This is a genomic window from Novosphingobium marinum (assembly GCF_013408095.1).
GTDB classification, from domain to species: domain Bacteria; phylum Pseudomonadota; class Alphaproteobacteria; order Sphingomonadales; family Sphingomonadaceae; genus Novosphingobium; species Novosphingobium marinum.
The window spans coordinates 705794-731746 of sequence record NZ_JACBZF010000001.1; the positions used below are offsets into that span (position 1 = coordinate 705794).

Genomic DNA, 25953 nt, shown 5'->3' on the forward strand with positions numbered 1-25953 from the left:
TGGTGCGGCAAGGCAGCGGGAGTGGACCGATGGCGACCGGCATTAGATCAGTTTGTCTTGCGATCCTTGCATCGTCGGCCTGTCTATTTCCCGGATCGACATCGGCACGCGATAATATCGGCCCTCTTCTCATCGAGAACGTGTCTGTCGTCGATCCTTCGAAAGGCACATCGCCAGCGCAGACCATTGCGATCCGCGGAGGCGAGATCGTTTACGCCGGGCCTGCCGGGACGGCTCCTCGCATGCCGCATGCAAGGCGTATCGATGGCAAGGCGCTTTTCGCCCTTCCCGGGCTTGCCGACATGCATGTCCACATCTGGGACGAAGCGGAGCTGGGAGCATACCTCGCCCACGGCGTAACGACGGTCCGCAACATGTCCGGAATGCCGTTCCACCTGCGGCTTGCGAAGCGGATCGAGGCCGACGAGGTTTCGGGACCTCGCCTTCTAACTACCGGCCCGATCCTCAACAGCCCCGGCCCCAATGAACAGATCAACCACCAGATGCTGATGGACGCGGCGTCCGCCCGTGCCGCCGTGAAGGCTCACCACGCCGCCGGATACGAACGCCTGAAGGTCTATTCGAATCTCCGCCGCGAGCCCTACGAGGCCCTGCTGGACGAGGCGAAAACGCTCGGGATCGCCATCACCGGACACACGCCGGAAGGCGAACGTCTCGAAGGCATTCCTACCGAACAGCCCTTCGTGATCGCGTTCGACGAGATACTCGACGACGGTTTCGAGACGATCGAGCACAGCGAATCGATTCTCTGGCACGGCCTTTCCGATAAACTCGACGAAACAGCCGCGCGTGTGGTCGCAAGCAGGATCGCAAATACCGGGGTTCCGGTCACGCCGACGCTGGTCGCCCATCACAACCTCGTTCGCATGGCCGCAGGCAAGGAGGTGTTCGCCACGCGGCAGGGCACCGACTGGCTCAATCCTGTAACACAGGCCACCGAACAGGGTGCGATCGCGTTCTGGCAGGGGCAGGATCCTGCGGACCACGAAGACAAGGATCGTTTTATCGGGCGTCTCACCCGCATAATGGCGGACGAGGGAGTTCTTCTCGTAAGCGGAAGCGATGCCGGTATATTCTCGAACGTGCCCGGACGATCGCTCCTCAAGGAACTCGATCTTTTGGAAAGAGCGGGCTTTTCCCCGCGCGAGGCGCTGCTCTCATCGACGGCCAATGTTGCGCAGGTACTTGGAGAGAAAGGCAAGAGCGGCTGTCTCGAGGCAGGATGCATCGCGGACATCGCACTCTACCGCTGCGATCCTTCGGAGGATCTCTCCTGTCTCGATCGCCCCGCAGTCGTCATCCGCAAGGGTCACTACTACAACAGGCCCGCACTCGACGTCCTCCTGCAACGAGCCTCGGAACACGATACAGCGAGGACCATCGACAACATCGTCGAGGGCATGGCGGCCCAGGGCACACCCATCGATCCGGCATTGCTGGCGCAATAGATCGGCCAGGCTCGAAGCAAGCGCGTTTCCATTTCGTTCCACTGCAGCTAGGCTGCCGCCGATGGAAAGCCTTTCACTTCCCGCGCTGCACGCCAGCCATGGCGGTTGCTGGCTTCGCGACGGCAGCGCGGCGACACGGGGAGCGGGAAAGGGCGAAGCGATCGTCGCTGCCGCCGACACTCCGCACCTCATCCTGAATGCGCCGCTGGTGGCGACGAGGCTCGGCTATCCGGACCTGTCGGGTCTCGACTTGCTGGAACTTTACGCCTTCGTGCATCCTGCCCGCTTCGTCGTGCCGACGCCCAAGGGGCTCGCCGACGCCCTCGGCATTGCCAACCCGCAAAGCGATGCGGACGTGCCCGAAACGCTCCAGGCCGCAGCCGGAGTCCTGCTCGCCACTTGCACCGCGGACGATTGGGCCGAACGTGAGGGCGCATGGAGCGCGCTGCAGTCGCTCACCCGCATGCGTTGGCCTTGGGCCGCGGCGTTGGCAGGCCTGATCGCAAAGCCGCAACGGGCAGAGCGCTGGCTGTTCGCCCGCCTCCCCGAGTGGGAGGAATCGCCGCCCCGCCCCCAGCCGTCGCCTGTCGAACTCGACGACGATGCGGTGCTCGGTCGACTGGGTGGACTGACCGGCAGCAGAGCGGAGCAGCGACAGGGCCAGCGCGGCTACTCCGTGGAAGCGGCCAAGGCGTTCAGCCCGCGCAAGCGTGAGGGGTCGCCGCACGTTCTGCTAGCGCAGGCAGGCACTGGCATCGGCAAGACACTCGGCTATCTCTCGCCCGCTTCGCTATGGTCCGAGCGGTCGGGCGGAACGGTCTGGATATCGACCTATACCAAGGCCCTGCAGCGCCAGCTACGGCACGAAAGCGCGCGCGCCTGGCCGGAAGTCCGTCCCGACGGGTCGCAACCCGTGGTCGTCAGGAAGGGGCGTGAGAATTACCTGTGCCTCCTGAACCTAGAGGACGCGCTTCAGGGCGGCTTCGGCGGCAGGGCCGCGATACTGGCGCAACTCGTCGCCCGATGGGCCGCGTACACGCGCGACGGGGACATGATCGGGGGCGACTTGCCGGGATGGCTGGGCACGCTGTTCCGCCAACGCGGCATCGCCTCGTTGACCGACCGGCGCGGGGAGTGCGTTTATGCCGGCTGCCCGCACTATCGCAAATGCTTCATCGAACGATCTGCGCGAGCTTCGGCCGGGGCCGACCTCGTTATCGCCAATCACGCGCTCGTCATGGTCAATGCGGCGCGTGGCCGGGATGTGGCACATGCCCCGACGCGCATCGTCTTCGACGAGGGGCACCACGTTTTCGAAGCGGCGGATTCGACGTTCGCGGCGGCGCTGACCGGTGCGGAGACGATCGAGTTGCGGCGCTGGGTGATCGGGCCCGAACGCGCTTCGAAGGGCCGCCGACGCGGCCTCTCCGCTCGCCTTGCCGACGTGGGCAGCTACGACGAGGCCGCCGGTCGCGCGATTGCGGCGGCGCGGTCCGCCGCTGAAGCTCTTCCGGGCGAAGGCTGGCTCCAGCGCCTCGTCGAAGGCACACCGTCAGGACCTCTCGAGGAGGTGTTCGCGGCGGTCCGCACGACGGTTTTCGCCCGTGACGAAAGTGGCGGGCAGGACGCTGGATACGGGCTCGAGACAGAAGCGGCGGGCCTTGAGGGGTCTTTCATCGAACTGGCGCAGGCTGCCCGCGCAGCCCTCGCCGAATTGAGGCAGCCCCTGATGCGTCTCGGTATCCGGCTCGAATCTATCACCGAAGACCCGCCGGACTGGCTCGATGCGCAAGGGCGCGCCCGGATCGAGGGTGCGCGCCTTTCCCTGACCTGGAGGATCGACCTGCTGGCGGCCTGGGAAGCGCTTCTGGACCGTCTCGGCGGACCGGCCGACCCCGATTTCGTCGACTGGCTGGCAGTCGAACGCGCCGATGCGCGCGAATTCGATGTCGGCATCCAACGGCGATGGCTCGACCCGATGAAACCTTTCGCGAAGGTCGTGCTCGAACCGGCGCACGGCGTCGTGATGACCTCGGCGACCTTGAAGGATGGCGAAGACTGGGAGACCGCGCTTGACAGGAGCGGCGCCCGGCATGTCGAAACCCTCCCCCGGCTGTCCGCATTCGAGAGTCCGTTCGATTACGCTAGCCAGGCCGAAGTCCTGATCGTCACCGACATCCCGCGCGGCGACATCGCGGCACTGGCGGCGGCCTATGCACGCCTGATCGAGGCATCGGGCGGCGGCGCACTCGGCCTGTTCACCGCCATTCGCAGATTGCGCGCGGTGCACGGCCGCATCGCCGACAGGCTGGCGCGCGCCGGGCTGCCGCTGTTTTCGCAGCATGTCGACCCCATCGACACCGGGACGCTCGTTGACATCTTCCGCGACGATCCGCGTGCATCGCTGCTCGGGACCGATGCCCTGCGCGACGGTGTCGACGTTCCAGGCCATTCGCTGCGGCTCGTTGTCATGGAGCAGGTGCCCTGGCCACGCCCTTCGATCCTGCACAAGGCGCGTCGCGCGGCGGGAGGGGGTTCGGCTTATGACGACCGGATCATTCGCGCGAGGCTGGCGCAGGCATTCGGCCGCCTGATCCGCAGTCGTGGTGATCGCGGTCAGTTCGTCGTCCTGTCTGCGGCTTTTCCCTCGCGCTTGCTGTCCGCCTTTCCCTCGGGAGCGCCGGTTTCGAGGATTTCTCTGGACGAGGCTTTACAACGTGTGTCCGAGAGTGCTTCAGGTGTGAAGACCCGCAGCGGCGCGCTTTCCTCACGGACCTGATGAAAACACTCGGCCTCTTTCGCCATGCCAAATCCGACTGGCACGACGCCGTCGCTCGCGATTTCGACCGCCCGCTCAACGGACGCGGCAGGAAGGGCGCGAAGCTGATGGGCCGCCACATACGGGAGGATGGGCGGACATGGCACCGCGTACTGGCCTCGCCCGCGGTGCGCGTGGCGCAGACGATCGAGATCGCAGGCGAAGGCAGCAAGTCGCGACTGCCGGTCGAATGGGACCGCCGCATTTACCTCGCCAGTTCCGCGACGCTCATGGACCTGCTGCGCGAGCAGGAGGGCGATCCCGGCGCGATCATAATGGTAGGGCACAACCCCGGTTTCGAGGATCTGATCTTCGATCTCGTGCCCGAAGACGGACAGGATGCCCTGCGCAATATCGTAGAGGAAAAGTTTCCCACCGCGACTTATGCCGTGCTCGAACTCGAAATCGATGACTGGGCTGATGTCGAGGGGGGTTGCGCCAGGCTGGTGCACCTGATGCGTCCGCGCGACCTCGATCCCGCATTAGGGCCGAAGGCGTCGCCGCGCGAAGACTAGCTCAGGCCGCCGCCAGCGCTCTTGCAAGGATGTCGCGGATAGCCCTGAGTTCTGCCGGATCGGTGGTGGGTGTGGCGGAGTCGTCAGCCTTTCTTCGCATTCCCTCGACCGCCTGCCTGGCACCGCGAAGCGTATAGCCCTCGCGATGGACAAGGCGATCTATCCTGCGGATGAGAGCGATGTCCTCGGGGCGGTAGTAACGCCGCCCTCCGCTGCGCTTGACCGGCTTCAGGCTCGGAAAGTGGTCTTCCCAGTATCTCAGCACGTGCTGTTTGATGCCTAGCGCCCGTGACACTTCGCCAATGGTTCGCAGCGCGTCAGGCGCCTTGCCGTCATCAAATAAAACTTCGGATTCGCTCATGATCCGTCGGCGATGCGGTTCTTCAGCATCTGGCTCGCGCGGAAGGTGAGAACCCGGCGCGGCGTGATAGGCACTTCCACGCCGGTCTTCGGGTTGCGACCGATCCGTTCACCCTTGTCGCGCAAGAGGAAGGTGCCGAAGCCGGAAATCTTGACGTTCTGCCCTTCGGCAAGTGCCTCGCACATGTGCGAAAGAATGGCTTCGACCATCGCGAGCGACTCCGCCCGGGAAATACCCAGCTTCGTGTGGATCGCCTCGGCGATCGCTGCGCGCGTAAGAGTCTCCGTGGAGCGCATCAAGCCCCCAATCAAGTTAGCGCGACCCCGACCTGCGATAGTAAGGGATTTCACAGCAATGGCAATGCCATGCGCCCCGATTGTTCACTTTTGCACTAAGCCGGATCAAATCCGGACGAGGCTCGCCCCCCACGTGAAGCCGCCGCCCATCGCCTCGAGCATGACTAGGTCGCCGGACTTGATCCTGCCGTCCCTGATACCGACGTCGAGCGCCAACGGAACCGAGGCGGCCGACGTGTTGGCATGATCGCCCACCGTCATGATCACCTTTTCGACGGGAAGACCCAGCTTGCGCGCGGTTGCATCGAGGATCCGGGCATTTGCCTGGTGCGGCACGAGCCAGTCGATATCCTCGGACGAATACCCAGCTTCGGCCAGCACTTCTCCCAGGACTTCGGCAAGATTGGTCACCGCATGTCGAAACACCTCGCGGCCCTTCATGCGCAGCTTGCCGACCGATCCGGTCGTCGACGGACCGCCGTCGACGTAAAGCAGCTGGTTGTGCGCCCCGTCCGCGTGGAGACGGGACGCAAGGATACCCCTGCTTCCTGCGACGTCGGCTTGCTGTGCATCGAGCACCACCGCGCCTGCCCCGTCGCCGAAAAGTACGCAGGTCGCGCGGTCCTCCCAGTCGAGAATGCGGCTGAACGTCTCAGCACCGATGACCAGTGCGCGGCTCGCCATGCCAGAGCGCAACATCGAATCGGCTACGCCGACAGCATAGAGAAAGCCCGAACAGACCGCGGCCACGTCGAATGCGATGCCCCCGTTGCAACCAAGGGCGTCCTGCACGAGGGTGGCGGTTGCAGGGAAGGTCTGGTCCGGTGTTGCCGTGGCAAGGATGATCAGATCGATCGACGATGCTTCCACACCTGCCGTAAGGATCGCCTTGCGGCTTGCCTCGATCGCCAGCGTGGACGTCGTCTCGTCAGCGTCGGCTATGTACCGGTTGTGGATACCGGTACGCTCGACGATCCATTCGTCGCTGGTGTCCACGCGTTCCGACAATTCCGCATTGGATACGGCGCGCCGCGGCAGCGCGGAGCCGGTGCCGAGCAGAACCGACCGGCGCGTCATGCCGCACCGCCGGCAGCTTCATTGCGGAAGCGCAGGCTGTCCTCGCCGATGCGGGCGAGATCCGCGGTGATGCGCTCTGTCACGTTTTCCTCGATCAGTCGCGCGGTCACGGCGACCGCATTGGCAACGCCCACGGCATTGGCGCTACCGTGGCTTTTGACCACGAGGCCATTGAGTCCCAGAAATGCTGCCCCGTTATGGTTGTTGGGATCGAGATGATGCTTGAGAAGCTCGGTAGCAGGGCGGCTGATCAGAAATCCAATCTTGGAACGGAGCGAACTCGAGAAGCTGCGACGCAGGAGGTCTCCGACGAAGCGGGCCGTCCCCTCCACCGCCTTGAGAGCTATGTTGCCGGAAAACCCATCGGTCACCACGACGTCGACGTCACCCTGGCAAACCTTGTCGGCCTCCGTGAACCCGTCGAAATCGATCGACAGCTCCTCCGCCGCAGATTTCAGGATCGTGGCCGCATCGCGGAGCAGGTCGGTGCCCTTGATCTCCTCGGTGCCGATGTTGAGCAACCTGACGCGTGGCGAAGTCCTGTTTGTCACCACTCTTGAGTAGGCCGCGCCCATGACCGCGAACTGAACCAGATTGCGCGTGTCGCAATCGGTGTTCGCGCCAAGATCGAGCATGACGACATCGTTGTCCCCCAGAGTTGGCAGCAGTGCCGCCAATGCCGGGCGATCAATGCCGGGCATCGTGCGCAAAGCAAGCTTGGAAATGGCCATCAGGGCGCCGGTATTGCCGGCACTCACCGCAGCCCCGGCATCCCCGGATTTTACCGCGTGGATCGCCATGCCCATCGACGTCGTCTTGGCGCGGCGAAGCGCCTGGCTCGGCTTGTCTTCGCCCGAGATCACATCGTCGGAATGGAGAATCTCGGATGCAGCGCGAAGGTTCGGGTGGCGCTGGAGCGCCTGCTCGATCGCGGGCTGGTCCCCGACAAGGAGGAACTTGAACCTCTCGTGACGACGTCGAGCAAGGGCTGCGCCCTCAATCATGACACGCACGCCTTCGTCACCGCCCATCGCGTCTACGGCGATACGCGGCAAGGTCATCACGTTACTCCGAAACTGCCGGGCTCAGAGCCCGACGGAAATGATTTCGCGTCCGTTGTAGTGGCCGCACGCCTGGCACAGGTTGTGCGGACGCTTGAGTTCGCCACAGTTCGGGCATTCGTGGAATGCCTCGGGCTTCAGCGCATCATGGCTGCGACGCATACCCCTACGCGACGGGGAGACTTTTCTCTTAGGGACAGCCATTTCGGCACCTGTTCCTGCAAATATTACACTGGCAAAAAAGCCGCCCTGAGCCGTTCCCGGCTGGCGGCAGCGAAGGCGCGCCTATAACGGATTTACCGGAGGTTGCAAGGTCTGAGCATTCGGATTGCAAGCCGAAGGCATCATCCGAACTTCGCATCGGCGACAAAGGGGTTGGTTTTGCGCTCATGACCGAAAGTGCTCGTCGGTCCGTGTCCGGGGATGAACGTGATCTCGTCGCCGAGCGGGAAGAGCTTGCCGGTAATCGAATCGATGAGATCCTGGTGGTTCCCCTTCGGAAAGTCGGTACGCCCGATCGACCCCTGGAACAGGACATCGCCCACGATCGCGAATCGCGATGGCGCATGGTGGAAAACCACGTGGCCGGGCGTATGGCCGGGGCAATGGATCACATCGAGCTCGAGATCGCCGACAGTCACCGTGTCGCCATCGCGAAGCCACCTGTCGGGCTCGAAGCTCTTGCCCTCAAGGCCCATCCGCATCGACGGATTGTCCAGCCCCTCGATCCAGAACCGGTCGTCCTCATGCGGACCTTCGAGCGGCACGCCCATGTCCTTTGCAAATTCGCCCGCGAGCCCGCAATGGTCCATGTGACCATGAGTCACGAGCACCTTCTCGAGCTCCACGCCCGACTTGACCAGCGCTTGCCGTAGCCGGTCGAGATCGCCGCCCGGATCGACGAAAGCGCCCTTGTTAGTGTTCGTGCACCAGATCAGTGAGCAATTCTGCTGGAAAGGCGTCACCGGAACGATGGCGGCGCGCATCGGAGGTTGGCTGGTTTCGGTCATGGACGGGAGATGGCCGCGCGCGTCCGGGATTGCAATGCAATGGTAGCGGGCGATCGCTTCGTCACAGGCGCCCGCCCTTCCACACGACGCGTCCGATCACCTCGAACTCACCGGGATCGAGTTCTATGCGACGATAGGCCTGGTTGTCGCTGAGCAGCGCAACCCGGCCCGGCCTGCCGACCTCTACGCGTTTGACGAGCAAGGTATCGTCGACCCGCACGACGTGAATTCCGTCGCGCAAGGGGCGCGGACTGCGGTCGACGAGAATCTCGTCCCCGTCCCGCAGGGTCGGCTCCATCGAATCGCCCGCGACCGCGATGGCCGAGAGCATGCCGGGATCGAGTCCGTGTTCGCGCAGCCAGCGCGTCGAGAACCTGATCGCGCCCAGCGCCTCGCCGCCCGCCGCCAGAGCGCCCGGCCCGGCAGACGCGTCTACGGCCAGTCGGGGCACATCGGCCCACTCGCGTTGCCTGGCAGGAGCCGTGCTGTCGGAAATTTCCTGCGGCGCGCCAAGCTCGGTTTCGTCGATCCCGAAAAACGCGGCAAGGGTCCTGCGATCGTTCTCCTCGAGCTTCCTGGGGCTTCCCTTGCGGACAAATTGCTGAAGGTACGTCGGGTTTCTGCCGATCAGGCGCGAAAGCTGCGACAGGCTCGCGCCGCGATGCTCCGATAGATCGAGCAGGCGGGTGCGGGGATCGGTTATTGCCATATCGGCTTCCTACATGATGTAAAACTCCTAGACAAGTAGGATTTCGACGACGAGGAATAGGCTCGTTCCAATGCGATTCGTCACGCAAAAACAAAGGAGAGCCCATGCTGATTCGCCGGATCGAGCGCTTTTTGAGGGATACCGGAATGCCCTGGACCAAATTCGGCCGCCTTGCCGCTCACGATCCCAGATTCGTCGGCGATCTGCGAAACGGCCGCACGCCTCGCCCCGACACGGCGAAGCGGATAGAACATTTCATGAACACTTATTCGGAGACAAGCCGTGCAGATTGACGTCGAGACCGATCGCCAGATGATTTCCGCAACGAGGCGCGGTCGCAGACCATGGATCCAGCTTCTCTCCGCCATCCTCAAACTCGCCGGGCCGAGAGCCGAACTCTTGCGCCATTCAGAAAAACCGTGGGCAAGCGTCACATTCTCTGGAACGCGGCATACGATAGAGCTTACATTCGCGGGCGCCGAAGCAGTCGAAGCGGGCGAAAGCTTCATCGCAGCCCTGCCCGACCACGAATTCGAAATCTCGGGCCAGCTGGTCGCCGATGCTACCGTCACGTCTGTCGATCACACCGGCGAGCCTGCCGCCGTCCTGACCGTCGCATGCGAGTTGCTGTTGCTCGAAGACGCCTGAACGGGCTTTCATCCGTTATTCGGCGAGCACCCAGTCCCAGCGAAGCTGGTCACCGTCCATGACTTCCACGCCCTTCGCAGCCAATTGCTCGCGAAGGGCGTCGGACTTCGCGAAATCCTTTGCCGCGCGCGCTGCGTCACGCCTGGTCAGGACGGCTTCGATCTCCTCCTCGGACATGATCGTTGAGACCGGACGCAGGCGAAGGTTTCGCCGGATTATCGACATGAGGTCGAGTCCAAGAACCGAATCGACCAGCTCGACCGCCGCGCGCTTCCCTTCGGGCGCGACCTTTTTCATCGCGAGAATTTCCTCGAGAACAGTGAGGGCGACCGGCGTATTCAGGTCATCGGAAATGGCTGCATCGAATTTCTCGATGAGAGGCAGAAGCTTCGAGGGTATTTCTTCGGTACTCTCTAGGTCGTGCAGGCGCTCTGCCGCAATGACGAGCCGCTTCAATCGCGTCAGTGCCGCGCCCAGACCCGACCACGAGAACTCCAGCTCGGACCGGTAATGCGCCTGCAGGCACATCATCCTGTAGGCCAGCGGATGGTAGCCCCGGTCTATGAGGAGTTGCAGACGCAGAAACTCTCCAGAGCTTTTCGACATCTTCCCGGTACGTTCGACGAGGAAGTTGTTGTGCATCCAGATGCGCGCGCCCGAATTCACGGGCTCGGCCAGCGATCCGCACCCGCAGAACGCCTGGTTCTGCGCAATCTCGTTCGGATGGTGGATTTCGCGATGGTCGATGCCGCCGGTATGGATATCGAAGGGGAAGCCGAGAAGCTTGCCCGACATCACCGAGCATTCGAGATGCCAGCCCGGCGCGCCCCTGCCCCATGGCGAATCCCATTCCATCTGGCGCATCTCACCGGGCGGCGTCTTGCGCCAGATTGCGAAATCGGCGGCGTGGCGCTTGCCCTCGACCTGCTCGATCCGCCCTTCGCCTTCCCCGGTCGCGGCGCGGGCAAGCCGACCGTAATCGGCCACGGTGGACACATCGAAATAGAGACCGCTGTCGATCTCGTAGCAGTGGCGTTCCGCGATTTCGTCGGCGAAGGCTATCATCTCTTCGATGTAATCGGTCGCGACCGACCAGTGCGCCGGCTGGCGAATGTTGAGCGACCGCACATCCTGCCAGTACGCTTCGGTGTAATGCCGCGCGATTTCCCAGATCGACTGCGCCTTTGCCGCCGCCGCCTTCTCGAGCTTGTCCTCGCCCGCGTCGGCGTCGTCGGTGAGATGCCCGACGTCGGTGATGTTGATGACGTGAGTGAGCCTGTATCCCTTGTAGCTCAGCGTCCTGCCCAGGATGTCTGCGAACACGTATGCGCGCATGTTGCCGATATGAGGGTAGTTGTAGACTGTCGGTCCGCACGAATAGACCCGCGCTTCGCCCGGGTGGACTGGTTCGAATGCCTCGTGTCGACGAGTCAGGCTGTTGAAAAGCGAAAGGGCGGGTTTCTGCATGCGCCGCTGATGCGACATGCCCAGCGCGGAATCAACTCGTGCGATTGCGATGCTTGGGCGCGGCGGTATCCGCCAGCCTTTCGGCACGGGTGACGCACGGCGCTGCTTCGCCTGCGAGCTGATAAAACTTCTATCGCCTTGAAAATGCAATTATTTCGGAGGATGCTCCTGTCGACAGTGAGTTCACAGGGGGTCGCAATGAAATTTTCCCGCGTTGCCTTGGCAGCAATCGCATTGTTCTCCGCAAGCTCGGCACGGGCCGAATGGATGGAAGCAACCAGCGACCATTTCGTTATTTACGCCGACGAAAGCGAGCGCAAGCTGAGGGCCTTCGCCGAAAAGCTGGAACGCTATAATTCGGCGATGGCGTTCGTTACCAAGACGAAATCGACCAAGCCGACGCCATCGAACCGGGTCACCATCTATGTCGTCGGAAGCGGGCAGGCCGTTCGCAAACTCCACGGCTCGGGCTCGAGCTTCGTCAACGGTTTCTATATCCCTCGGGCGGGAGGATCGATCGCGATCGTCCCTGAAGTAGAGGATTCGCGGCGCGAACTTACCTTCTCGATGGTGACGCTGCTTCACGAATACGCGCACCATTTCACCCGGTCGGTGACGAGTTTTCCGATGCCTCGGTGGATGGGAGAAGGCTCAGCCGAATTCTTCTCATCGGCCAAGTTCGAAAAGGACGACAGCGTCTGGCTCGGGCGACCCGCAACCCACCGCGCCGGAGAGCTGCTCTACGCGAAAGACGTGTCGGTTGAGGAACTTCTCGACCCCGCCGTCTACGCGAAGAACAAGCGCAACAGCCGGTTGTACGATGCCTTCTACGGGCGATCCTGGCTGCTCTATCACTACCTGGTCTTCGACGAATCCCGAAAGGGCCAGCTCGACACTTATTCGCGGCTGCTCGCCGGAGGCGCGGAGCCGCTGGCCGCGGCCGAACAGGCATTCGGCAATATCCAGCAGCTCGAGGACGATCTCGATTCCTATTACAAGCAGCGGCGCATGCCTGCCTTCAAGCTCTCGGCCGACCGCCTGCAACCGGGCCCTATCAACGTTCGCCCCCTCCGCGAGGGCGAGGCGGAAATGATGCCGGTCCGCATTCGCTCCAGACGTGGCGTGGACGAGGAAACGGCGAAAGACGTCCTGGCCGATGCACGCAAAGTCGCCAGCGCATACCCGAGCGATCCGATGGTCCTGACGGCGCTTGCAGAAGCGGAGCACGATGCAGGCAACGACGAGCTGGCGGTCGCGGCGGCGGACAAGGCGCTTGCGCTCGATCCGCGGCAAACCGACGCCTACGTCCAGAAAGGCTTCGCGCTGTTCCGCATCGCCGAGAATACCGAGGGCGACGAGCGCAAGGCCGCGTTCGAACGGGTCCGCAAGGTCTTCGTTGCCCTCAACCGGCTGGAGAACGACCATCCGCTACCGCTCATATACTACTACCGGTCATTCGCTGCCGAGGGCGTGAACGTACCGGACATTGCGAAGCAGGGTCTGGCACGAGCCTCTCAACTGGCCCCCTTCGACCTCGGGCTGCACATGCAGCTTGCGCAGATGTATGCGAACGAATTCAAGTTCGATTTCGCTCGTGCTCACCTGCGGCCGGTGGCCTTCAATCCGCACGGCGGATCGCTGGCCGAAGCGGCCGAAGCCATGCTCGAAGAAATCGAGGTGGCGGAGCCTGCCCCGAATTCTGCCGGAGCCAGCATAGGTGTCGCGAAGGAAGCGCAGGGAGGCTCCTGACATCGGCGAGGCTGTGACGCGTCGCGATCAGAACCCGTCGAAAACGATCTGCTCGCTCAAGGGAACGCGGTCGCGCTCGAAGTTGTTGATCGGCGCGTCAGGATCGCGGTGACCGATGGCGATACCGCAGAAAAGGATGTCGGTCTCGTCGTCGACGCCGATGTGTTCCTTGATGAGCCGCGCATAGAACGCCATCCATTCCTGCGCGCATGTATCCAGGCCTTCCTCGCGCGCCAGGAGCATGATGGTCTGCAACCACATGCCCACGTCCGACCATTGCGGCGGCCCCATGAAGCGCTCGAAATAGCAGAGCAGCAGCACCGGCGCGCCGTAACTGTAGATGTTCGCCTCGGAAAAGCGGCGCCGCGACTCCTCGTCCTGTCGCGTGATGCCCATCGCGCCGTACATGCTCGCCCCGGTCTGCTGCAGGCGCTTAAGGTGCTTGTCGGACTGCTCGGGATCGGACCAGCTGTATTCGATGGGATCCTGCGGCACGCTGGCAAGCATCTTCTGCTGGAGCGCGCGCAACGGCTTGCCGGTCAGCACGGTTGCTTTCCACGGCTGGAAATTGCAGCCCGACGGCGCCATGCGAGCCTTATCGAGGATACGCTCGAGAGTGGCGCGGTCCACCGGCGTATCCAGAAACGCACGGATCGACCTGCGAGTTGCGACTGCCTCGGATACGTTCATCGCCTCACTCCTCCTCGAATAGTCCGGCAAGCTGCTCGATCATCGTGCCGCCGAGTTGCTCGACGTCCATGATCGTGACTGCCCGGCGGTAGTAGCGGGTGACGTCGTGGCCGATCCCGATCGCCACGAGCTGTACAGGCGACTGGCGCTCCACCCATTCGATGACCTTGCGCAGGTGCGCCTCGAGGTAGCCGGCGCTGTTTACCGACAACGTCGAATCGTCCACCGGCGCGCCGTCCGATATGACCATGAGGATGCGGCGATCCTCGGGCCGGGCAAGGAGCCGGTTGTGCGCCCAGATCAGCGCCTCGCCGTCGATGTTTTCCTTGAGCAGGCCCTCGCGCATCATCAGCCCGAGGTTCTTGCGCGCCCGCCGCCAGGGCTCGTCGGCCTGCTTGTAGACGATGTGGCGCAAGTCGTTGAGGCGACCGGGATTGGCGGGCTTGCCGTTCGATAGCCACGCCTCGCGCGACTGCCCGCCTTTCCATGCGCGGGTCGTGAACCCGAGAATCTCGGTCTTCACCCCGCACCGTTCGAGCGTGCGCGCCAGAACGTCGGCGCTGATCGCCGCGATGGAAATGGGACGACCGCGCATCGAGCCCGAATTGTCGATGAGCAGGGTGACGACGGTATCCTTGAACTCGACGTCGCGCTCTACCTTGTAGCTGAGCGAATGGCCGGGCGAGACGACGACGCGGGCGAGCCGCGCGGCATCGAGGAGGCCTTCTTCCTGGTCGAAATCCCAGGACCTGTTCTGCTGCGCCATCAGGCGACGCTGCAGGCGATTGGCGAGCTTGGTGACGAAGCCCTGCAAGCCCTTCAGCTGTGCGTCGAGGTATGAACGCAGGCGCTGCAGTTCCTCGTCGTCGCACAGGTCCGAGGCCTCCACGATCTCGTCGAAATCGGAAGTGAAAACGTTGTAGTCGAAGCCCTCGGGCAAGTCGGTCCACGGGCGGTTCGGGCGAACGGGCAGCATTCCCTCCTCGCCCTCGTCGCCGGGCTGCGCCTCGTCGGCATCGTCGCCCATTTCGCGCTCGGCCTCGCCTTCGCCGTCGTCGTCCGACTCGACCGGTTCGGCGGCCATCTCGTTGGGCTGGTTATCCCCGTCGCTCTCGTCGGCGCCTTCCTCTTCGTCGTCCGAATCCTCCTCGCCCTCGTCCTCGTCGCCATCGTCCTCGGGATCGATGGTGTCTTCGGCCTGCGTCAGTTCGAGGTGCTGGAGCATGTCGAGCGAAAGCGCCTGGAATGCCTCCTGATCGTCGAGCGCTTCGGCAAGTGCGTCGAAATCGCCGCCGGTACGCTCCTCGATCCAGCTGCGCACCATGTCGACGCCCTCGCGTGCCGAATCTGGCACCGGCTGCCCGGTCAGCCTCTCACGCAGGAGGAGCGAGATCGCAGATTGCAGGGGGACGTCGTTCGAACCCTTGGCACGCGCAATCGGATCGGTCGCGATGCGCTGCTGCATGGCCGCGTCGAGATTGTCGCGAATGCCTGCATAGCCATTCGCCCCAATCGATTCGTAGCGGACGTTCTCGATGGCGTCGTAGCAGGCGCGCGCAATCGGTTCGGCAGGGGCATTCCTCGAATGCAGCGCTTCGTTGTGATGGCGAAGGCGAAGCGCGAAACTGTCGGCAACGCCGCGGGCCTGACGGGCGGCTTCCCTCGAAAGCGTTCGCCCGGGCATCGGCACGCGAAAGCCCTTGCCCGACTGGACCGGGGCGTCGGCGGTCCAGCTGACCTCCACCTCGGCATCGGCGGCAAGCGCGCGCGAGGCGCCGGTCAGGGCACCCTTGAAGCGGTCTGTCGGTGATTCGTCGCTCAATGTCTTGCCGCTTACCCGATCTTCTGGCCGGTCTTGTTCCAGTCGGCGAGGAAGGCATCGAGACCCTTGTCGGTCAGAATGTGCTTCACGAGGCCGCGAATGACCGCAGGGGGCATTGTCGCGACGTCGGCCCCGATTCGCGCGCTTTCGAGCACGTGCACGGCGTGGCGGATGCTCGCGGCAAGGATTTCGGTCTCGTAGGCATAGTTGTCGTAGATCAGCCGGATGTCGCGGATGAGGTCCATCCCGTCGAAGCCGTTGTCGTCGTGGCGTCCGATGAACGGGGACACGAACGTGGCGCCGGCCTTTGCGGCCAGCAATGCCTGGTTGGCCGAAAAACAGAGTGTCACATTGACCATCGTGCCGTCGCCGGTGAGCTTCTTGCAGGTCTTCAGCCCGTCGAACGTCAGCGGGACCTTGATGCAGACGTTGTCGGCGATCTTCCGCAGGACTTCGGCCTCGCGCATCATCTCCTCGTGCTCGAGAGCGACGACCTCTGCGCTGACAGGACCGTCCACCAGGTCGCAAATCTCCTTCGTCACCTCGAGGAAGTCGCGCCCCGCCTTGTGGATCAGCGAGGGATTGGTCGTGACACCGTCAAGCAGGCCGGTTTCGGCGAGTTCGGCGATTTCACTGGTGTCTGCGGTGTCGACGAAGAACTTCATGGCGGCTCCTTGAAGGGCGATTCCGCTCCCCTATAGGGACAGGTGCCCGGCTGTTCTAGGGCAAGGCGGCACGATCGCATCGTCGCTGCACTATCGGTCGGGCGACGCCGGCGACTATAGGATCGGTAATGGAACGCGTCCGAGTCCTTGTCTTCAATGCCGCGCTCGGCGCGCTCGATTATCGCGTTCCGGAGGGCATGGCGGTCGAGCCCGGGTCCGTCGTCGTCGCGCCGCTCGGTCCGCGCCAGATCGTCGGCATCGTCTGGGAGGCGGAGCGGCTGGCGGCAAAGGACGTGCCGGCCTCGAAATTGCGGGCGCTTCTCGAAGTCCTGCCCGTACCGCCTTTGCACACGTCGTTGCGACGGCTGATCGAATGGACGGCGGACTATTATTGCGCGCCGGTTTCGGCCGTCGCCCGCATGACGCTCGCCAGCGGGTCCGCCCTCAAGGGCGGCGGCACGACGACCGAGTATCGCCTGACCGGCGAGGAGCCGGCACGCCTCACCCCGCAGCGCGCGCAGGCGCTGGACCTCCTGCACGGCGAGCAGGCCACGATCCGCGAGCTATCGGAAATTGCCGGCGTTTCGGAAGGCGTCCTGCGAGGCATGGTCGGGGCAGGGCTGATCGAGCCGGTGACGGTCGATATCGACCGCCCCTACCCGCGCGCCGACGCTTCGTTTGCCGTGCCGGAACTCACTGCCGGGCAGGCCGAGGCAGCCGGCCTGTTCACCCAATCCCTCCGCAGTGGCGGCTTTGCGCCCTTCCTGCTCGACGGGGTTACAGGGTCGGGCAAGACCGAAGTCTATTTCGAAGCGATTGCCGAAGCCTTGCGGCAGGACCGCCAGATCCTCGTCCTCCTGCCCGAGATCGCACTTACCGAAAACTTCCTGCGCCGGTTCGAGCATCGCTTCGGCGTACCGCCCGTCCTGTGGCATTCCTCGCTCAAGTCGACCGAGCGCCGCCGCGCCTGGCGGGCCATCGCCGAAGGCACCGCCGAGGTAGTCGTCGGAGCGCGTTCGGCACTGTTCTTGCCCTATGCCCGGCTCGGCCTGATCGTCGTCGACGAAGCGCACGAAGTTTCGTTCAAGCAGGACGACGGCGTCCGCTACAATGCGCGCGATGTCGCGGTCATCCGCGCACGGTTCGAGGAAATACCGGTAGTGCTTGCCAGCGCCACGCCCGCGCTCGAATCGATGCAGCTTGCCGAAGCGGGAGTGTACCGGCGCGTCGAGCTTGCCGACAGGTTCGGAGGTGCCAGCCTGCCCGGAATCGACACCATCGATCTGCGAGCCGAACCGCCGGAGCGCGGCCGCTGGCTGGCTCCGCGACTGGTCGAGGAGATGCACAAGAGGCTGGCGCGCGGAGAACAGTCGCTCCTGTTTCTCAACCGACGCGGTTATGCCCCGCTGACCTTGTGCCGGAACTGCGGATACCGCTTCCAGTGCCCAAACTGCACGGCGTGGCTTGTGGAGCACCGCTTCTCGCAGCGGCTGGCATGCCACCATTGCGGCCACGAGACTTCCGTACCCGAAACCTGTCCCGAATGCGGTACGCCCGATTGCCTCGTCGCCTGCGGACCCGGCGTCGAGCGGATCGCGGACGAGGTAGCCGAAATCCTGCCCGAAGCGCGCACCGCGCTCGTCACCTCCGATACGCTGAACACGCCCGAGAGGATCGGCGAATTCGTCGCAGCTGCAGAGGAAGGCGCGATCGACGTGATCATCGGGACGCAGTTGGTGACGAAAGGATATCATTTCCCCGAGCTGACGCTGGTCGGCGTGGTCGATGCCGACCTCGGACTGGAAGGAGGGGACCTGCGTGCCGGCGAGCGAACGTACCAGCAGATCGCGCAAGTCGCGGGCCGGGCAGGTCGTGCATCGAAACCGGGCGAAGTCCTCATCCAGACACGCCATCCCGAAGCGCCGGTCATCGCGGCGCTGGCCGCAGGCGATCGCGACGCCTTCTACGATGCCGAGACCGAAGCGCGCAGACATGCAGGGGCCCCGCCCTTCGGGAGATGGGCAGCAATCATCGTATCGTCCGAGGACGAAGCCGAAGCGCGCGATACCGCCCGTGCGATCGGCGGCCGGCGGCCGAACCATCCCGATATTGCGATACTCGGCCCGGCCCCCGCCCCGATGGCGCTGCTGCGAAACCGCTACCGCTATCGCCTGCTGATCAACGCGCGCCGGTCTGCCGAACTGCAGGACGTCATCCGCGAATGGCTGGGCGCATTCGACTTCCCGCCGGGCGTTCGCGTCAACATCGATATCGATCCCTACAGCTTCGTCTGAGGGCACCTCCGGCCCGCTCGCGCGTTCGCAGGTCATGGCGGGGAAGACTCTCGTACCGATCCTGGGCGACCAGCTGACGCGCACCATCGCGAGCCTGCGTGGGCAGGCAAAGGCCGATACCGTCGTGCTGATGATGGAGGTTCGCGAGGAGACCACCTACGTCAAGCACCACAAGCAGAAGATCGCGCTGATCCTGTCGGCAATGCGGCACTTCGCGGCGGAACTAGAGAATGCCGGCTGGCAGGTCGATTACGTGCGGCTCACCGACGAAGCGAATACGGGACACTTCTCGGGTGAAGTCGAACGCGCAGTCGCGAGGCACTCTCCCGATCGCGTCCGCATCGTCGAGGCCGGGGAATGGCGCGTGCAGAAGGCGATAGAGGACTGGCGGGAGCAACTGGGCGTCGACGTGGAGATTCTGCCCGACGATCGCTTCCTCTGTTCTCTCGAGGAGTTCTACGCATGGGCACAGGGACGCGAGCGCCTGATCATGGAAAACTTCTATCGCGAGATGCGCCGCAAGACGGGCATCCTGATGGACGGCGGCAAACCGGAAGGCGGCCAGTGGAATTACGACAAGGACAATCGCGCGTCTCCCGACGACGGGATGTCACCCCCGGCAACGCCTCGTTTCGAACCCGACGAGATCACGGTTGAAGTCCTCGAACTCGTCGAAGCCCGATTTTCCGACCACTTCGGGGAACTCGAGAGGTTCGGCTGGCCGGTGACGTCCGATCAGGCCGGCAGGGCCCTCGACGCCTTCATCGATGAGAGGCTGGCCTGCTTCGGCAAGTACCAGGATGCGATGGTCTGCGGACAGGACGACTTGTTCCACTCGCTCTTGTCGACCTCGATCAATCTCGGGATCCTCGACTCGCTCGAATGCTGTGAAAGGGCCGAGAAGGCCTACCGCGCTGGCAAGGCACCGCTCAACGCGGTCGAAGGCTTCATCCGCCAGATCATCGGCTGGCGCGAGTATATTCGCGGCATGTACTGGCTGGAAATGCCGCAGTTGCGCAATGCCAACGCACTCAACGCGCAGCGGGGGCTTCCCGAATTCTACTGGACCGGCGAGACGGACATGCGCTGCCTTGCCGATTGCGTCCGCTCGACCCGTGAGAATGCGCATGCGCACCATATCCAGCGGCTCATGGTGCTCGGCAATTTCGCGCTGATCGCTGGCGTGAAGCCTCAGGAGCTCGAGGACTGGTTCCTCGTCGTCTATGCCGATGCCTACGAATGGGTCGAGCTGCCAAACGTGGCCGCGATGGCGCTATGGGCCGACAAGGGCCGGCTCGCCTCGAAACCCTATGCGGCGAGCGGGAACTACATCAACAAGATGTCCGACTATTGCGGCGATTGCCGCTACACCGTCTCCAAGAAGACGGGGCCAGACGCCTGCCCGTTCAATTCGCTCTACTGGCACTTCATGGACCGCCACCGGAAACTGTTCGAGAACAACCGCCGGATTGCGCGCGTCTACTCGACGTGGGACCGGATGGATGCCGACAAGCGAAGAGCCTATCTCGAAACGGCGGAAGAATTCCTCGACTCGCTCGAACCGGCGGACAAGTCCTGGGCGGGCGCCGACAACCGAACCTGAAGGGAAGGATAATCATGCTGACCGTACACCATCTTGGCATTTCACAGTCGGAGCGCATCGTCTGGCTCTGCGAGGAACTGGGCATCGACTACGAATTCAAGCGCTACCAGCGGCGGTCGGACAACGCGCTTGCGCCCGACGATTACAAGGCACTTCATCCGGCCGGCACGGCACCGATCATCACCGACGGAGACGTGACTCTGCCCGAAAGCGGCGCGATCATCGACTATATCACCGCGAAGTACGGTGACGGCGGTCTGGTCCCCTCTCCGTCCAGCCCGAATTTCGCCGACTACCTGTTCTGGTACCATTACTCAAATGCCTCGTTCATGGCGGTACTGCTGGCGAAGATGATGATCGGGGAAGGCAGCGCGGATCGCGGCGCGCTTCTCGACGACCGCATCGAACGCGGCTTTGCCATGCTGGAAGACCAGCTCGGAAAGTCCGACTATCTGGCCGGGAACGAGCTGACCGCCGCAGACATCATGATGGGCTTCGAACTGACAACGGTGCGAGCGTTCATGCCGTTCGATCTCGAGAGTCGCCCCAATATCCGAGCATACATCGACCGCATCCAGGCGCGGCCCGCCTACCAGCGGGCCATGGCAAAGGCGGAACCGGAGATGGCGGGCTAGTCTTTCGCGTCGGCTTCGCGGCGCAGCAATTCGCGCTTTATCTCCGGCCCGTAGGCATAGCCGCCGATCGAACCGTCCGACCGCACGACGCGGTGGCAGGGGATCAGCACGGCCACGTTGTTCGCGCCGTTTGCCGAACCGGCGGCGCGAACCGCCTTTGGCTTGCCCGCAGCGGCGGCGATCTGGGCGTAGGTGCGGGTTTCCCCCGGCGGGATGCGCCGCAACTCACGCCACACCGCTTCCTGGAATGCCGTGCCCTTCACGTCGAGCGGTATGTTACCTGACGGACCGGGCCGCTCGACCGCGCCGACCACTTGCTCGACCAGTCGCGCGAAATCGCTTCCACCTTCCTCGAGCATGGCGTTCGGAAAACGGCGCTCGAGCTCGTCACGGCCTTCCCCGAAGGAAAGACGGCAAACACCCTTGTCCGTCGCAGCGACGAGCATGTCGCCGAGTGTCGTAGCGACGACTGCCCACCGGATCGTCACGCCGCGTGCTCCGTCGGCCCATGTCGATGGTCGCATCCCGCTTCGCCCTTCCCAGTCATCGTAGAAGCGCGAGGCCGCGCCGTAGCCCGCTTCGTAGATGGCGCTCGTCACTGCCCCGCCCTCGCTCAGTGCATCGGTTGCACGCTCCATGCGCAACGCCCGCAGGTAGGCCGAAGGGCTCAGCCCGGTGGCGCGTTTGAAGACCCGCTGCAAGTGCGTGGGCGAATAGCCGGTTTCGACTGCGAGGTCATCGAGCGTCGGTGCATCCTCGCATTCGCGCAGGATTTTCAAGGTCAGTGCCACGGCGGCTTCGTCGCGCGAAACCTCGCCGGGGCGGCATCGCTTGCAGGGACGCAGTCCCGCGGCCTCTGCTTCCCCGGTCGTCGCGTAGAACCGGACGTTCCTGCGGCTGGGGTGCCGCGCCGCGCAGGACGGGCGACAGTAGATGCCGGTCGAATGCACCCCGGTCACGAAGCGACCGTCGAAGGACCGGTCACGCTCCATCACCGCACGCCATGCGCGGTCGTCCTCGACTCGATGTGCCGTTCCCATCAGGCGTCCCCGTCCCGGTCGATTCGCGCGGCAAAGCAGCCGTATGCCGCGAAGTGGGCGTGAATATAGGCGACTTCGCTCCGGTCGAACAACGTACGGATCGCTTCGTCGGCTTCGCCGGGAGCGACGAGCATGGCCGTCTCGAGCATGCCCTCCTCGTCGAAGGCGCGAAGAGACAGGTTCCGGTGCCCGAAGAATGGCGGCGGTTCGTCGCGGTACTCGGCAGGCGCCGTCGCGCCCTTGCGAACGTATATCGCGTAGCTTGATCGAAAAGGTGTCTCGACCGGATGGCTCGTGAAATTGACAAGCAGCACTTCTTCACCCTCGCCGGCATCGCGCAGGCTCACCCGGCATGGGAAGCCCGGCTCCGTATCGGCGAGGAGGCGGCGGGCGCGATGGTCCAGCAGCTCGTCGTCGCTCATCGTGAAGTACGGAGCGAATTCGGCGTGCCGTAGGCCGGTAACTCGATAGGTCATCTGATGGACTCCGGTGGTTGCCCGGCACGCATAGAGCCGGCTGTCGACCCACGCTTCCCGCGCCTTGCGCTCAAACTCGAAGCGCCATGCTCCGCGAGAGTTTTCCGCATTGCGGCAAGGCCTCCTTGCATAGTGTCACAATCGTCGCTATGCGCGCCCCGTCTGCGGGCCAACGGGCGGTTTCGTCCGGTTTTTCGTGCCTCAGCCCACCCGATGTAAGGATAGGACGCGCGTGGAGAATTCCGGCGGCATCACGGCCAGCTTGCAGGGGCGATACGCTTCCGCCCTGTTCGACCTCGCCAGCGAGAACGGCACCGTCACGGCGGTCGAGACCGATCTCGACAGGCTCGACCAGGCGCTTGACGAAAGCGACGATCTCTCATCGCTGATTCGCAATCCGGAGGTCAGCCGCGACGCGCTGGGTCGCGCCATGAACGGCGTCTCCGAAGTTCTGGGCCTGAGCCCGCTCACACGCAACTTCCTCGGCGTTCTCGCCGCCAACCGCCGCCTCGGCGTGCTTCCCGAGATCATCCGCGCCTTCGACGCGATCGCAGCCGCCTCGCGCGGTGAGGCGACCGCAGAAGTGACGAGCGCGCACCCGCTCCAGCCCGAGCAGGTCGAAGCGCTGCGCCAGAAGCTCGAGGCGCGCGAGGGCCGCAATGTAAAGGTCAGGACGAACGTCGATCCCGACCTGCTTGGTGGCCTCGTGGTCACCATCGGTTCCAAGCGCATCGACAGCTCGATCCGCACTCGTCTCAATTCCCTCGCCCAGGCTATGAAGGGCTGACGCCAGAAGGCTCCTAGAAAGGCTTACGTCATGGATATCCGCGCCGCAGAAATCTCGAAGGTCATCAAGGACCAGATCGCCAGCTTCGGCACCGAGGCCCAGGTATCGGAAGTCGGTACCGTGCTTTCGGTCGGAGACGGCATCGCCCGCATCCACGGCCTCGACAAGGTCCAGGCCGGCGAAATGGTCGAATTCACCGGCGGCATCCAGGGCATGGCGCTCAACCTCGAAGCCGACAACGTGGGCGTCGTGATCTTCGGCTCCGACGCGGGCATCAAGGAAGGCGACACCGTCAAGCGGACCGGCACTATCGTCGACGTGCCCGTCGGCAAGGGCCTTCTCGGCCGCGTGGTCGACGCTCTGGGCAACCCCATCGACGGCAAGGGCCCGATCGAGGCAGCCGAACGTCGCCGCGTCGAAGTGAAGGCACCGGGCATCATCCCGCGCAAGTCGGTCCACGAGCCGGTGCAGACGGGCCTCAAGGCGATCGACGCGCTCGTCCCCATCGGCCGCGGCCAGCGCGAGCTGATCATCGGCGACCGCCAGACCGGCAAGTCCGCCGTCGCGATCGACACCTTCATCAACCAGAAGGAAGCAAACGCCGGCGACGACGAGAGCAAGAAGCTCTACTGCATCTACGTCGCTGTCGGGCAAAAGCGCTCGACCGTCGCGCAGATCGTCCGCCAGCTCGAGGAAAACGGCGCGATGGAATACTCCATCGTAGTTGCCGCGACCGCTTCCGAGCCCGCGCCGCTCCAGTACCTTGCGCCCTACACCGGGTGCGCGATGGGCGAATTCTTCCGCGACAACGGCATGCATGCCGTGATCGTCTACGACGACCTTTCCAAGCAGGCCGTCGCATATCGCCAGATGTCGCTCCTCCTCCGCCGCCCGCCGGGCCGCGAAGCCTATCCGGGCGACGTCTTCTACCTGCACAGCCGCCTGCTCGAGCGTGCGGCGAAGATGAACGACGACATGGGCGCAGGCTCGCTGACCGCCCTGCCCGTCATCGAAACGCAGGCAGGCGACGTCTCGGCGTACATTCCGACGAACGTGATCTCGATCACCGACGGCCAGATCTTCCTCGAGACCGGCCTGTTCTACCAGGGTATCCGTCCGGCCATCAACGTCGGCCTGTCGGTCAGCCGCGTTGGCGGCGCCGCCCAGACCAAGGCGATGAAGAAGGTCGCCGGCTCGATCAAGCTGGAGCTCGCGCAGTACCGCGAGATGGCTGCCTTCGCGCAGTTCGGTTCGGACCTCGACCCGGCGACGCAGCGCCTGCTCAACCGCGGCGCGCGCCTGACCGAGCTGCTCAAGCAGCCGCAGTTCTCGCCGCTCCCGTTCGAGGAGCAGACCGTGTCGATCTTCTCGGGCACCAACGGCTACCTCGACAAGATCGCCGTCGACCGCGTCACCGAGTACGAAGGCGCCATGCTCAGCTTCATGCGCTCCGAACACGCCGACGTTCTCGAGGAAATCCGCACGACCGGAAAGTTCGAGGACAGCACGAAGGACAAGGTCGTCGCCGCGCTCGACACGTTCGCGAAGCAGTTCGCCTGATGCAGATTACCGCGATCGTCAGGCTTGAGGTTAAGCCCGAAAGCATGGACGCCATTAGCGCGACCATGCGCGAGGCTATCGATGTCGCGTCGGCCAAGCCCGATTGCGCGATGATCGACGTGACGCTCGCGGCCAATGACGATCCGGTGATGTATCTGTACGAGAAGTGGTCCTCGCAGGACGCGCTCGATGCTCATGTCGCCAGCGACTTCATGCAGGACCTGCTGGGCAAGCTGCCCGGCTGGCTGACCGCTCCGCCGCAGGTGACGATCGCCCGCACCCTGCAGAACGAGCCGGTGGAAGGCTGAGGAAATGGCAAGTCTCAAGGAACTCAAGGGCCGGATCAACTCGGTCAAGTCGACCCAGAAGATCACCAAGGCCAAGCAGATGGTCGCGGCGGCCAAGCTGCGCAAGGCGCAATCGGCGGCCGAGGCCGCGCGCCCCTATGCCGAGCGGCTTGCCGAGGTCATGGCCTCGCTCGCGGCGAAGGTCTCGGGCGACGACGCGCCCAAGCTGCTTGCCGGGAACGGCAACGACCAGAAGCATCTGCTCGTGGTGGTCAATACCGACAAGGGCCTGTGCGGCGGTCTCAACGCCAATCTCGTCAAGGCAGCGAAGGCCAAGGCGCGCGAACTTATGGCGGCCGGCAAGACTGTCGAATTCTATCTCGTCGGCAAGAAGGGCCGCGCGCCGATCAAGCGCGACTACGAAAAGCAGATCGCCGCGCAATTCGATACCAGCAACGTGCGCACGCCGGGTTTCGAGGAAGCCGAGGCCATTTCGGCCGAGCTGATCGAGATGTTCGAAAGTGCGAAATTCGACGTCGCGCATCTCGTCTATCCGATCTTCCAGTCGGCGCTCGCCCAGGACCCGACGGTCCAGCAGCTCATCCCCGTCCCCGCGCCCGCAAGCGCCGCCGATACCGGCGCCGTCGTCGAGTACGAGCCGGGTGAGGAGGAAATCCTGGCCGAGCTGCTCCCGCGCTACGTCAAGACGCAGCTTTTCGGCGCTCTGCTCGAGCGTGAGGCCTCCGAACAGGGCGCTTCGATGACCGCCATGGACAACGCCACGCGCAATGCCGGCGATCTCATCAGCAAACTGACCATCCAGTACAACCGCAGCCGCCAGGCCGCGATCACCACCGAACTCGTTGAAATCATCGCCGGCGCCGAAGCGCTTTAAGGCATCGAAGGCAAGGAAA

The 25953-nt window shown here is 63.9% G+C and carries 26 protein-coding genes; 13 read left to right on the top strand and 13 right to left on the bottom strand.

What is annotated here, in order from left to right:
* Window positions 1-29 precede the first annotated feature (29 nt).
* From FHS75_RS03325 to FHS75_RS03335, 3 genes are all read left to right on the top strand, one after another.
* Entirely contained in the window at window positions 30-1469 is a 1440-nt protein-coding gene (locus tag FHS75_RS03325) for an amidohydrolase family protein (RefSeq protein WP_179406281.1), read from the top strand.
* A gap of 61 nt (window positions 1470-1530) precedes the next feature.
* On the top strand, window positions 1531-4248 hold the full coding sequence (locus FHS75_RS03330) for an ATP-dependent DNA helicase (RefSeq protein ID WP_179406282.1): 2718 nt from the start codon (window positions 1531-1533) through the stop codon (window positions 4246-4248).
* Window positions 4248-4802: a SixA phosphatase family protein gene (locus FHS75_RS03335; protein WP_179406283.1), complete on the top strand. Its 555-nt coding sequence runs from the start codon at window positions 4248-4250 to the stop codon at window positions 4800-4802. The genes FHS75_RS03330 and FHS75_RS03335 overlap by 1 nt, the downstream gene beginning before the upstream one ends.
* 1 nt (window position 4803) lies before the next feature.
* On the opposite strand, the gene FHS75_RS03340 is transcribed toward FHS75_RS03335, so the two are convergent.
* The 7 genes from FHS75_RS03340 to FHS75_RS03370 form a co-directional block, all read right to left on the bottom strand.
* Window positions 4804-5163 (bottom strand): MerR family transcriptional regulator, encoded by a 360-nt coding sequence (locus tag FHS75_RS03340; RefSeq protein ID WP_179406284.1) that lies wholly within the window; start codon window positions 5161-5163, stop codon window positions 4804-4806.
* The gene (locus FHS75_RS03345) at window positions 5160-5459 is read right to left on the bottom strand and encodes an integration host factor subunit alpha (RefSeq protein WP_179406285.1); all 300 of its coding nucleotides are present in this window, start codon (window positions 5457-5459) and stop codon (window positions 5160-5162) included. The genes FHS75_RS03340 and FHS75_RS03345 overlap by 4 nt, the downstream gene beginning before the upstream one ends.
* A gap of 105 nt (window positions 5460-5564) precedes the next feature.
* Window positions 5565-6536 (bottom strand): beta-ketoacyl-ACP synthase III, encoded by a 972-nt coding sequence (locus tag FHS75_RS03350; protein WP_179406286.1) that lies wholly within the window; start codon window positions 6534-6536, stop codon window positions 5565-5567.
* On the bottom strand, window positions 6533-7597 hold the full coding sequence (gene plsX / locus FHS75_RS03355; protein ID WP_179406287.1) for a phosphate acyltransferase PlsX: 1065 nt from the start codon (window positions 7595-7597) through the stop codon (window positions 6533-6535). Before plsX ends, FHS75_RS03350 begins: the two co-directional genes overlap by 4 nt.
* 24 nt (window positions 7598-7621) lie before the next feature.
* On the bottom strand, window positions 7622-7801 hold the full coding sequence (rpmF, locus tag FHS75_RS03360; protein ID WP_179406288.1) for a 50S ribosomal protein L32: 180 nt from the start codon (window positions 7799-7801) through the stop codon (window positions 7622-7624).
* 140 nt (window positions 7802-7941) lie between these two features.
* Window positions 7942-8607: an MBL fold metallo-hydrolase gene (locus FHS75_RS03365; protein ID WP_280526241.1), complete on the bottom strand. Its 666-nt coding sequence runs from the start codon at window positions 8605-8607 to the stop codon at window positions 7942-7944.
* A gap of 61 nt (window positions 8608-8668) precedes the next feature.
* Window positions 8669-9316 (bottom strand): S24 family peptidase, encoded by a 648-nt coding sequence (locus tag FHS75_RS03370; RefSeq protein WP_179406289.1) that lies wholly within the window; start codon window positions 9314-9316, stop codon window positions 8669-8671.
* A 104-nt stretch (window positions 9317-9420) separates the two neighbouring features.
* Here FHS75_RS03370 and FHS75_RS03375 point away from each other — a divergent pair, with 104 nt between their 5' ends.
* Both FHS75_RS03375 and FHS75_RS03380 read left to right on the top strand, forming a co-directional pair.
* Window positions 9421-9609, top strand: coding sequence for a hypothetical protein (locus FHS75_RS03375; protein WP_179406290.1), 189 nt, complete (start codon window positions 9421-9423; stop codon window positions 9607-9609).
* The gene (locus FHS75_RS03380) at window positions 9599-9964 is read left to right on the top strand and encodes a hypothetical protein (protein WP_229735474.1); all 366 of its coding nucleotides are present in this window, start codon (window positions 9599-9601) and stop codon (window positions 9962-9964) included. Before FHS75_RS03375 ends, FHS75_RS03380 begins: the two co-directional genes overlap by 11 nt.
* A 15-nt stretch (window positions 9965-9979) precedes the next feature.
* Here FHS75_RS03380 and cysS read toward each other — a convergent pair whose 3' ends face one another.
* Entirely contained in the window at window positions 9980-11431 is a 1452-nt protein-coding gene (gene cysS / locus FHS75_RS03385; RefSeq protein WP_179406291.1) for a cysteine--tRNA ligase, read from the bottom strand.
* 198 nt (window positions 11432-11629) lie between these two features.
* Between cysS and FHS75_RS03390 the strand changes: the two genes are divergently transcribed.
* Window positions 11630-13180: a hypothetical protein gene (locus tag FHS75_RS03390; RefSeq protein WP_179406292.1), complete on the top strand. Its 1551-nt coding sequence runs from the start codon at window positions 11630-11632 to the stop codon at window positions 13178-13180.
* Between the two features lie 27 nt (window positions 13181-13207).
* Here FHS75_RS03390 and FHS75_RS03395 read toward each other — a convergent pair whose 3' ends face one another.
* The 3 genes from FHS75_RS03395 to fsa are packed head-to-tail and all read right to left on the bottom strand — an operon-like array spanning window position 13208 to window position 16357.
* Window positions 13208-13870 carry a nitroreductase gene (locus FHS75_RS03395; protein ID WP_179406293.1) on the bottom strand — a complete coding sequence of 221 codons (663 nt, stop codon included), beginning with the start codon at window positions 13868-13870 and terminating at the stop codon, window positions 13208-13210.
* Window positions 13871-13874: 4 nt separating this feature from the next.
* Entirely contained in the window at window positions 13875-15692 is a 1818-nt protein-coding gene (gene cobT, locus FHS75_RS03400) for a cobaltochelatase subunit CobT (protein WP_179406294.1), read from the bottom strand.
* Window positions 15693-15703: 11 nt separating this feature from the next.
* On the bottom strand, window positions 15704-16357 hold the full coding sequence (gene fsa, locus FHS75_RS03405; RefSeq protein WP_179406295.1) for a fructose-6-phosphate aldolase: 654 nt from the start codon (window positions 16355-16357) through the stop codon (window positions 15704-15706).
* Between the two features lie 128 nt (window positions 16358-16485).
* Here fsa and FHS75_RS03410 point away from each other — a divergent pair, with 128 nt between their 5' ends.
* Genes FHS75_RS03410 through FHS75_RS03420 form a run of 3 tightly spaced genes read left to right on the top strand, consistent with a single transcriptional unit; the run spans window position 16486 to window position 20889 of the window.
* A complete protein-coding gene (locus FHS75_RS03410) occupies window positions 16486-18651 on the top strand; it encodes a primosomal protein N' (RefSeq protein ID WP_179406296.1) in 2166 nt (721 codons plus the stop codon).
* A gap of 34 nt (window positions 18652-18685) precedes the next feature.
* Window positions 18686-20254, top strand: a complete 1569-nt coding sequence (locus tag FHS75_RS03415; protein WP_179406297.1) for a cryptochrome/photolyase family protein — start codon at window positions 18686-18688, stop codon at window positions 20252-20254.
* Between the two features lie 14 nt (window positions 20255-20268).
* Entirely contained in the window at window positions 20269-20889 is a 621-nt protein-coding gene (locus FHS75_RS03420; protein ID WP_179406298.1) for a glutathione S-transferase family protein, read from the top strand.
* On the opposite strand, the gene ada is transcribed toward FHS75_RS03420, so the two are convergent.
* Window positions 20886-21929: a bifunctional DNA-binding transcriptional regulator/O6-methylguanine-DNA methyltransferase Ada gene (gene ada / locus FHS75_RS03425; RefSeq protein ID WP_179406299.1), complete on the bottom strand. Its 1044-nt coding sequence runs from the start codon at window positions 21927-21929 to the stop codon at window positions 20886-20888. The two genes, FHS75_RS03420 and ada, sit on opposite strands and share 4 nt — an antisense overlap.
* Window positions 21929-22405, bottom strand: a complete 477-nt coding sequence (locus FHS75_RS03430; protein ID WP_179406300.1) for a DUF1203 domain-containing protein — start codon at window positions 22403-22405, stop codon at window positions 21929-21931. The genes ada and FHS75_RS03430 overlap by 1 nt, the downstream gene beginning before the upstream one ends.
* 232 nt (window positions 22406-22637) lie before the next feature.
* Between FHS75_RS03430 and FHS75_RS03435 the strand changes: the two genes are divergently transcribed.
* From FHS75_RS03435 to FHS75_RS03450, 4 genes are read left to right on the top strand one after another with little or no spacing between them, the layout of a single operon-like run.
* Window positions 22638-23192 carry a F0F1 ATP synthase subunit delta gene (locus FHS75_RS03435; RefSeq protein WP_179406301.1) on the top strand — a complete coding sequence of 185 codons (555 nt, stop codon included), beginning with the start codon at window positions 22638-22640 and terminating at the stop codon, window positions 23190-23192.
* A 30-nt stretch (window positions 23193-23222) separates the two neighbouring features.
* Window positions 23223-24752 carry a F0F1 ATP synthase subunit alpha gene (gene atpA / locus FHS75_RS03440; protein ID WP_179406302.1) on the top strand — a complete coding sequence of 510 codons (1530 nt, stop codon included), beginning with the start codon at window positions 23223-23225 and terminating at the stop codon, window positions 24750-24752.
* A complete protein-coding gene (locus tag FHS75_RS03445; protein WP_179406303.1) occupies window positions 24752-25060 on the top strand; it encodes a putative quinol monooxygenase in 309 nt (102 codons plus the stop codon). Before atpA ends, FHS75_RS03445 begins: the two co-directional genes overlap by 1 nt.
* Window positions 25061-25064: 4 nt before the next feature.
* Window positions 25065-25934, top strand: a complete 870-nt coding sequence (locus tag FHS75_RS03450) for a F0F1 ATP synthase subunit gamma (protein ID WP_179406304.1) — start codon at window positions 25065-25067, stop codon at window positions 25932-25934.
* Window positions 25935-25953: the final 19 nt, after the last annotated feature.

Excerpts from the sequence above, each read along its gene's own strand:
- FHS75_RS03335 (WP_179406283.1), top strand. The coding sequence starts at position 4,248 with ATGAAAACACTCGGCCTCTTTCGCCATGCCAAATCCGACTGGCACGAC.
- FHS75_RS03330 (WP_179406282.1), top strand. The coding sequence starts at position 1,531 with ATGGAAAGCCTTTCACTTCCCGCGCTGCACGCCAGCCATGGCGGTTGC.
- FHS75_RS03370 (WP_179406289.1), bottom strand. The coding sequence starts at position 9,316 with ATGGCAATAACCGATCCCCGCACCCGCCTGCTCGATCTATCGGAGCAT.
- FHS75_RS03445 (WP_179406303.1), top strand. The coding sequence starts at position 24,752 with ATGCAGATTACCGCGATCGTCAGGCTTGAGGTTAAGCCCGAAAGCATG.
- FHS75_RS03375 (WP_179406290.1), top strand. The coding sequence starts at position 9,421 with ATGCTGATTCGCCGGATCGAGCGCTTTTTGAGGGATACCGGAATGCCC.
- FHS75_RS03345 (WP_179406285.1), bottom strand. The coding sequence starts at position 5,459 with ATGCGCTCCACGGAGACTCTTACGCGCGCAGCGATCGCCGAGGCGATC.
- fsa (WP_179406295.1), bottom strand. The coding sequence starts at position 16,357 with ATGAAGTTCTTCGTCGACACCGCAGACACCAGTGAAATCGCCGAACTC.
- FHS75_RS03340 (WP_179406284.1), bottom strand. The coding sequence starts at position 5,163 with ATGAGCGAATCCGAAGTTTTATTTGATGACGGCAAGGCGCCTGACGCG.
- FHS75_RS03430 (WP_179406300.1), bottom strand. The coding sequence starts at position 22,405 with ATGACCTATCGAGTTACCGGCCTACGGCACGCCGAATTCGCTCCGTAC.
- FHS75_RS03325 (WP_179406281.1), top strand. The coding sequence starts at position 30 with ATGGCGACCGGCATTAGATCAGTTTGTCTTGCGATCCTTGCATCGTCG.
- FHS75_RS03450 (WP_179406304.1), top strand. The coding sequence starts at position 25,065 with ATGGCAAGTCTCAAGGAACTCAAGGGCCGGATCAACTCGGTCAAGTCG.
- rpmF (WP_179406288.1), bottom strand. The coding sequence starts at position 7,801 with ATGGCTGTCCCTAAGAGAAAAGTCTCCCCGTCGCGTAGGGGTATGCGT.
- FHS75_RS03365 (WP_280526241.1), bottom strand. The coding sequence starts at position 8,607 with ATGACCGAAACCAGCCAACCTCCGATGCGCGCCGCCATCGTTCCGGTG.
- cysS (WP_179406291.1), bottom strand. The coding sequence starts at position 11,431 with ATGCAGAAACCCGCCCTTTCGCTTTTCAACAGCCTGACTCGTCGACAC.
- ada (WP_179406299.1), bottom strand. The coding sequence starts at position 21,929 with ATGGGAACGGCACATCGAGTCGAGGACGACCGCGCATGGCGTGCGGTG.
- atpA (WP_179406302.1), top strand. The coding sequence starts at position 23,223 with ATGGATATCCGCGCCGCAGAAATCTCGAAGGTCATCAAGGACCAGATC.
- FHS75_RS03395 (WP_179406293.1), bottom strand. The coding sequence starts at position 13,870 with ATGAACGTATCCGAGGCAGTCGCAACTCGCAGGTCGATCCGTGCGTTT.
- plsX (WP_179406287.1), bottom strand. The coding sequence starts at position 7,597 with ATGACCTTGCCGCGTATCGCCGTAGACGCGATGGGCGGTGACGAAGGC.
- FHS75_RS03415 (WP_179406297.1), top strand. The coding sequence starts at position 18,686 with ATGGCGGGGAAGACTCTCGTACCGATCCTGGGCGACCAGCTGACGCGC.
- FHS75_RS03390 (WP_179406292.1), top strand. The coding sequence starts at position 11,630 with ATGAAATTTTCCCGCGTTGCCTTGGCAGCAATCGCATTGTTCTCCGCA.
- FHS75_RS03410 (WP_179406296.1), top strand. The coding sequence starts at position 16,486 with ATGGAACGCGTCCGAGTCCTTGTCTTCAATGCCGCGCTCGGCGCGCTC.
- FHS75_RS03420 (WP_179406298.1), top strand. The coding sequence starts at position 20,269 with ATGCTGACCGTACACCATCTTGGCATTTCACAGTCGGAGCGCATCGTC.
- FHS75_RS03350 (WP_179406286.1), bottom strand. The coding sequence starts at position 6,536 with ATGACGCGCCGGTCGGTTCTGCTCGGCACCGGCTCCGCGCTGCCGCGG.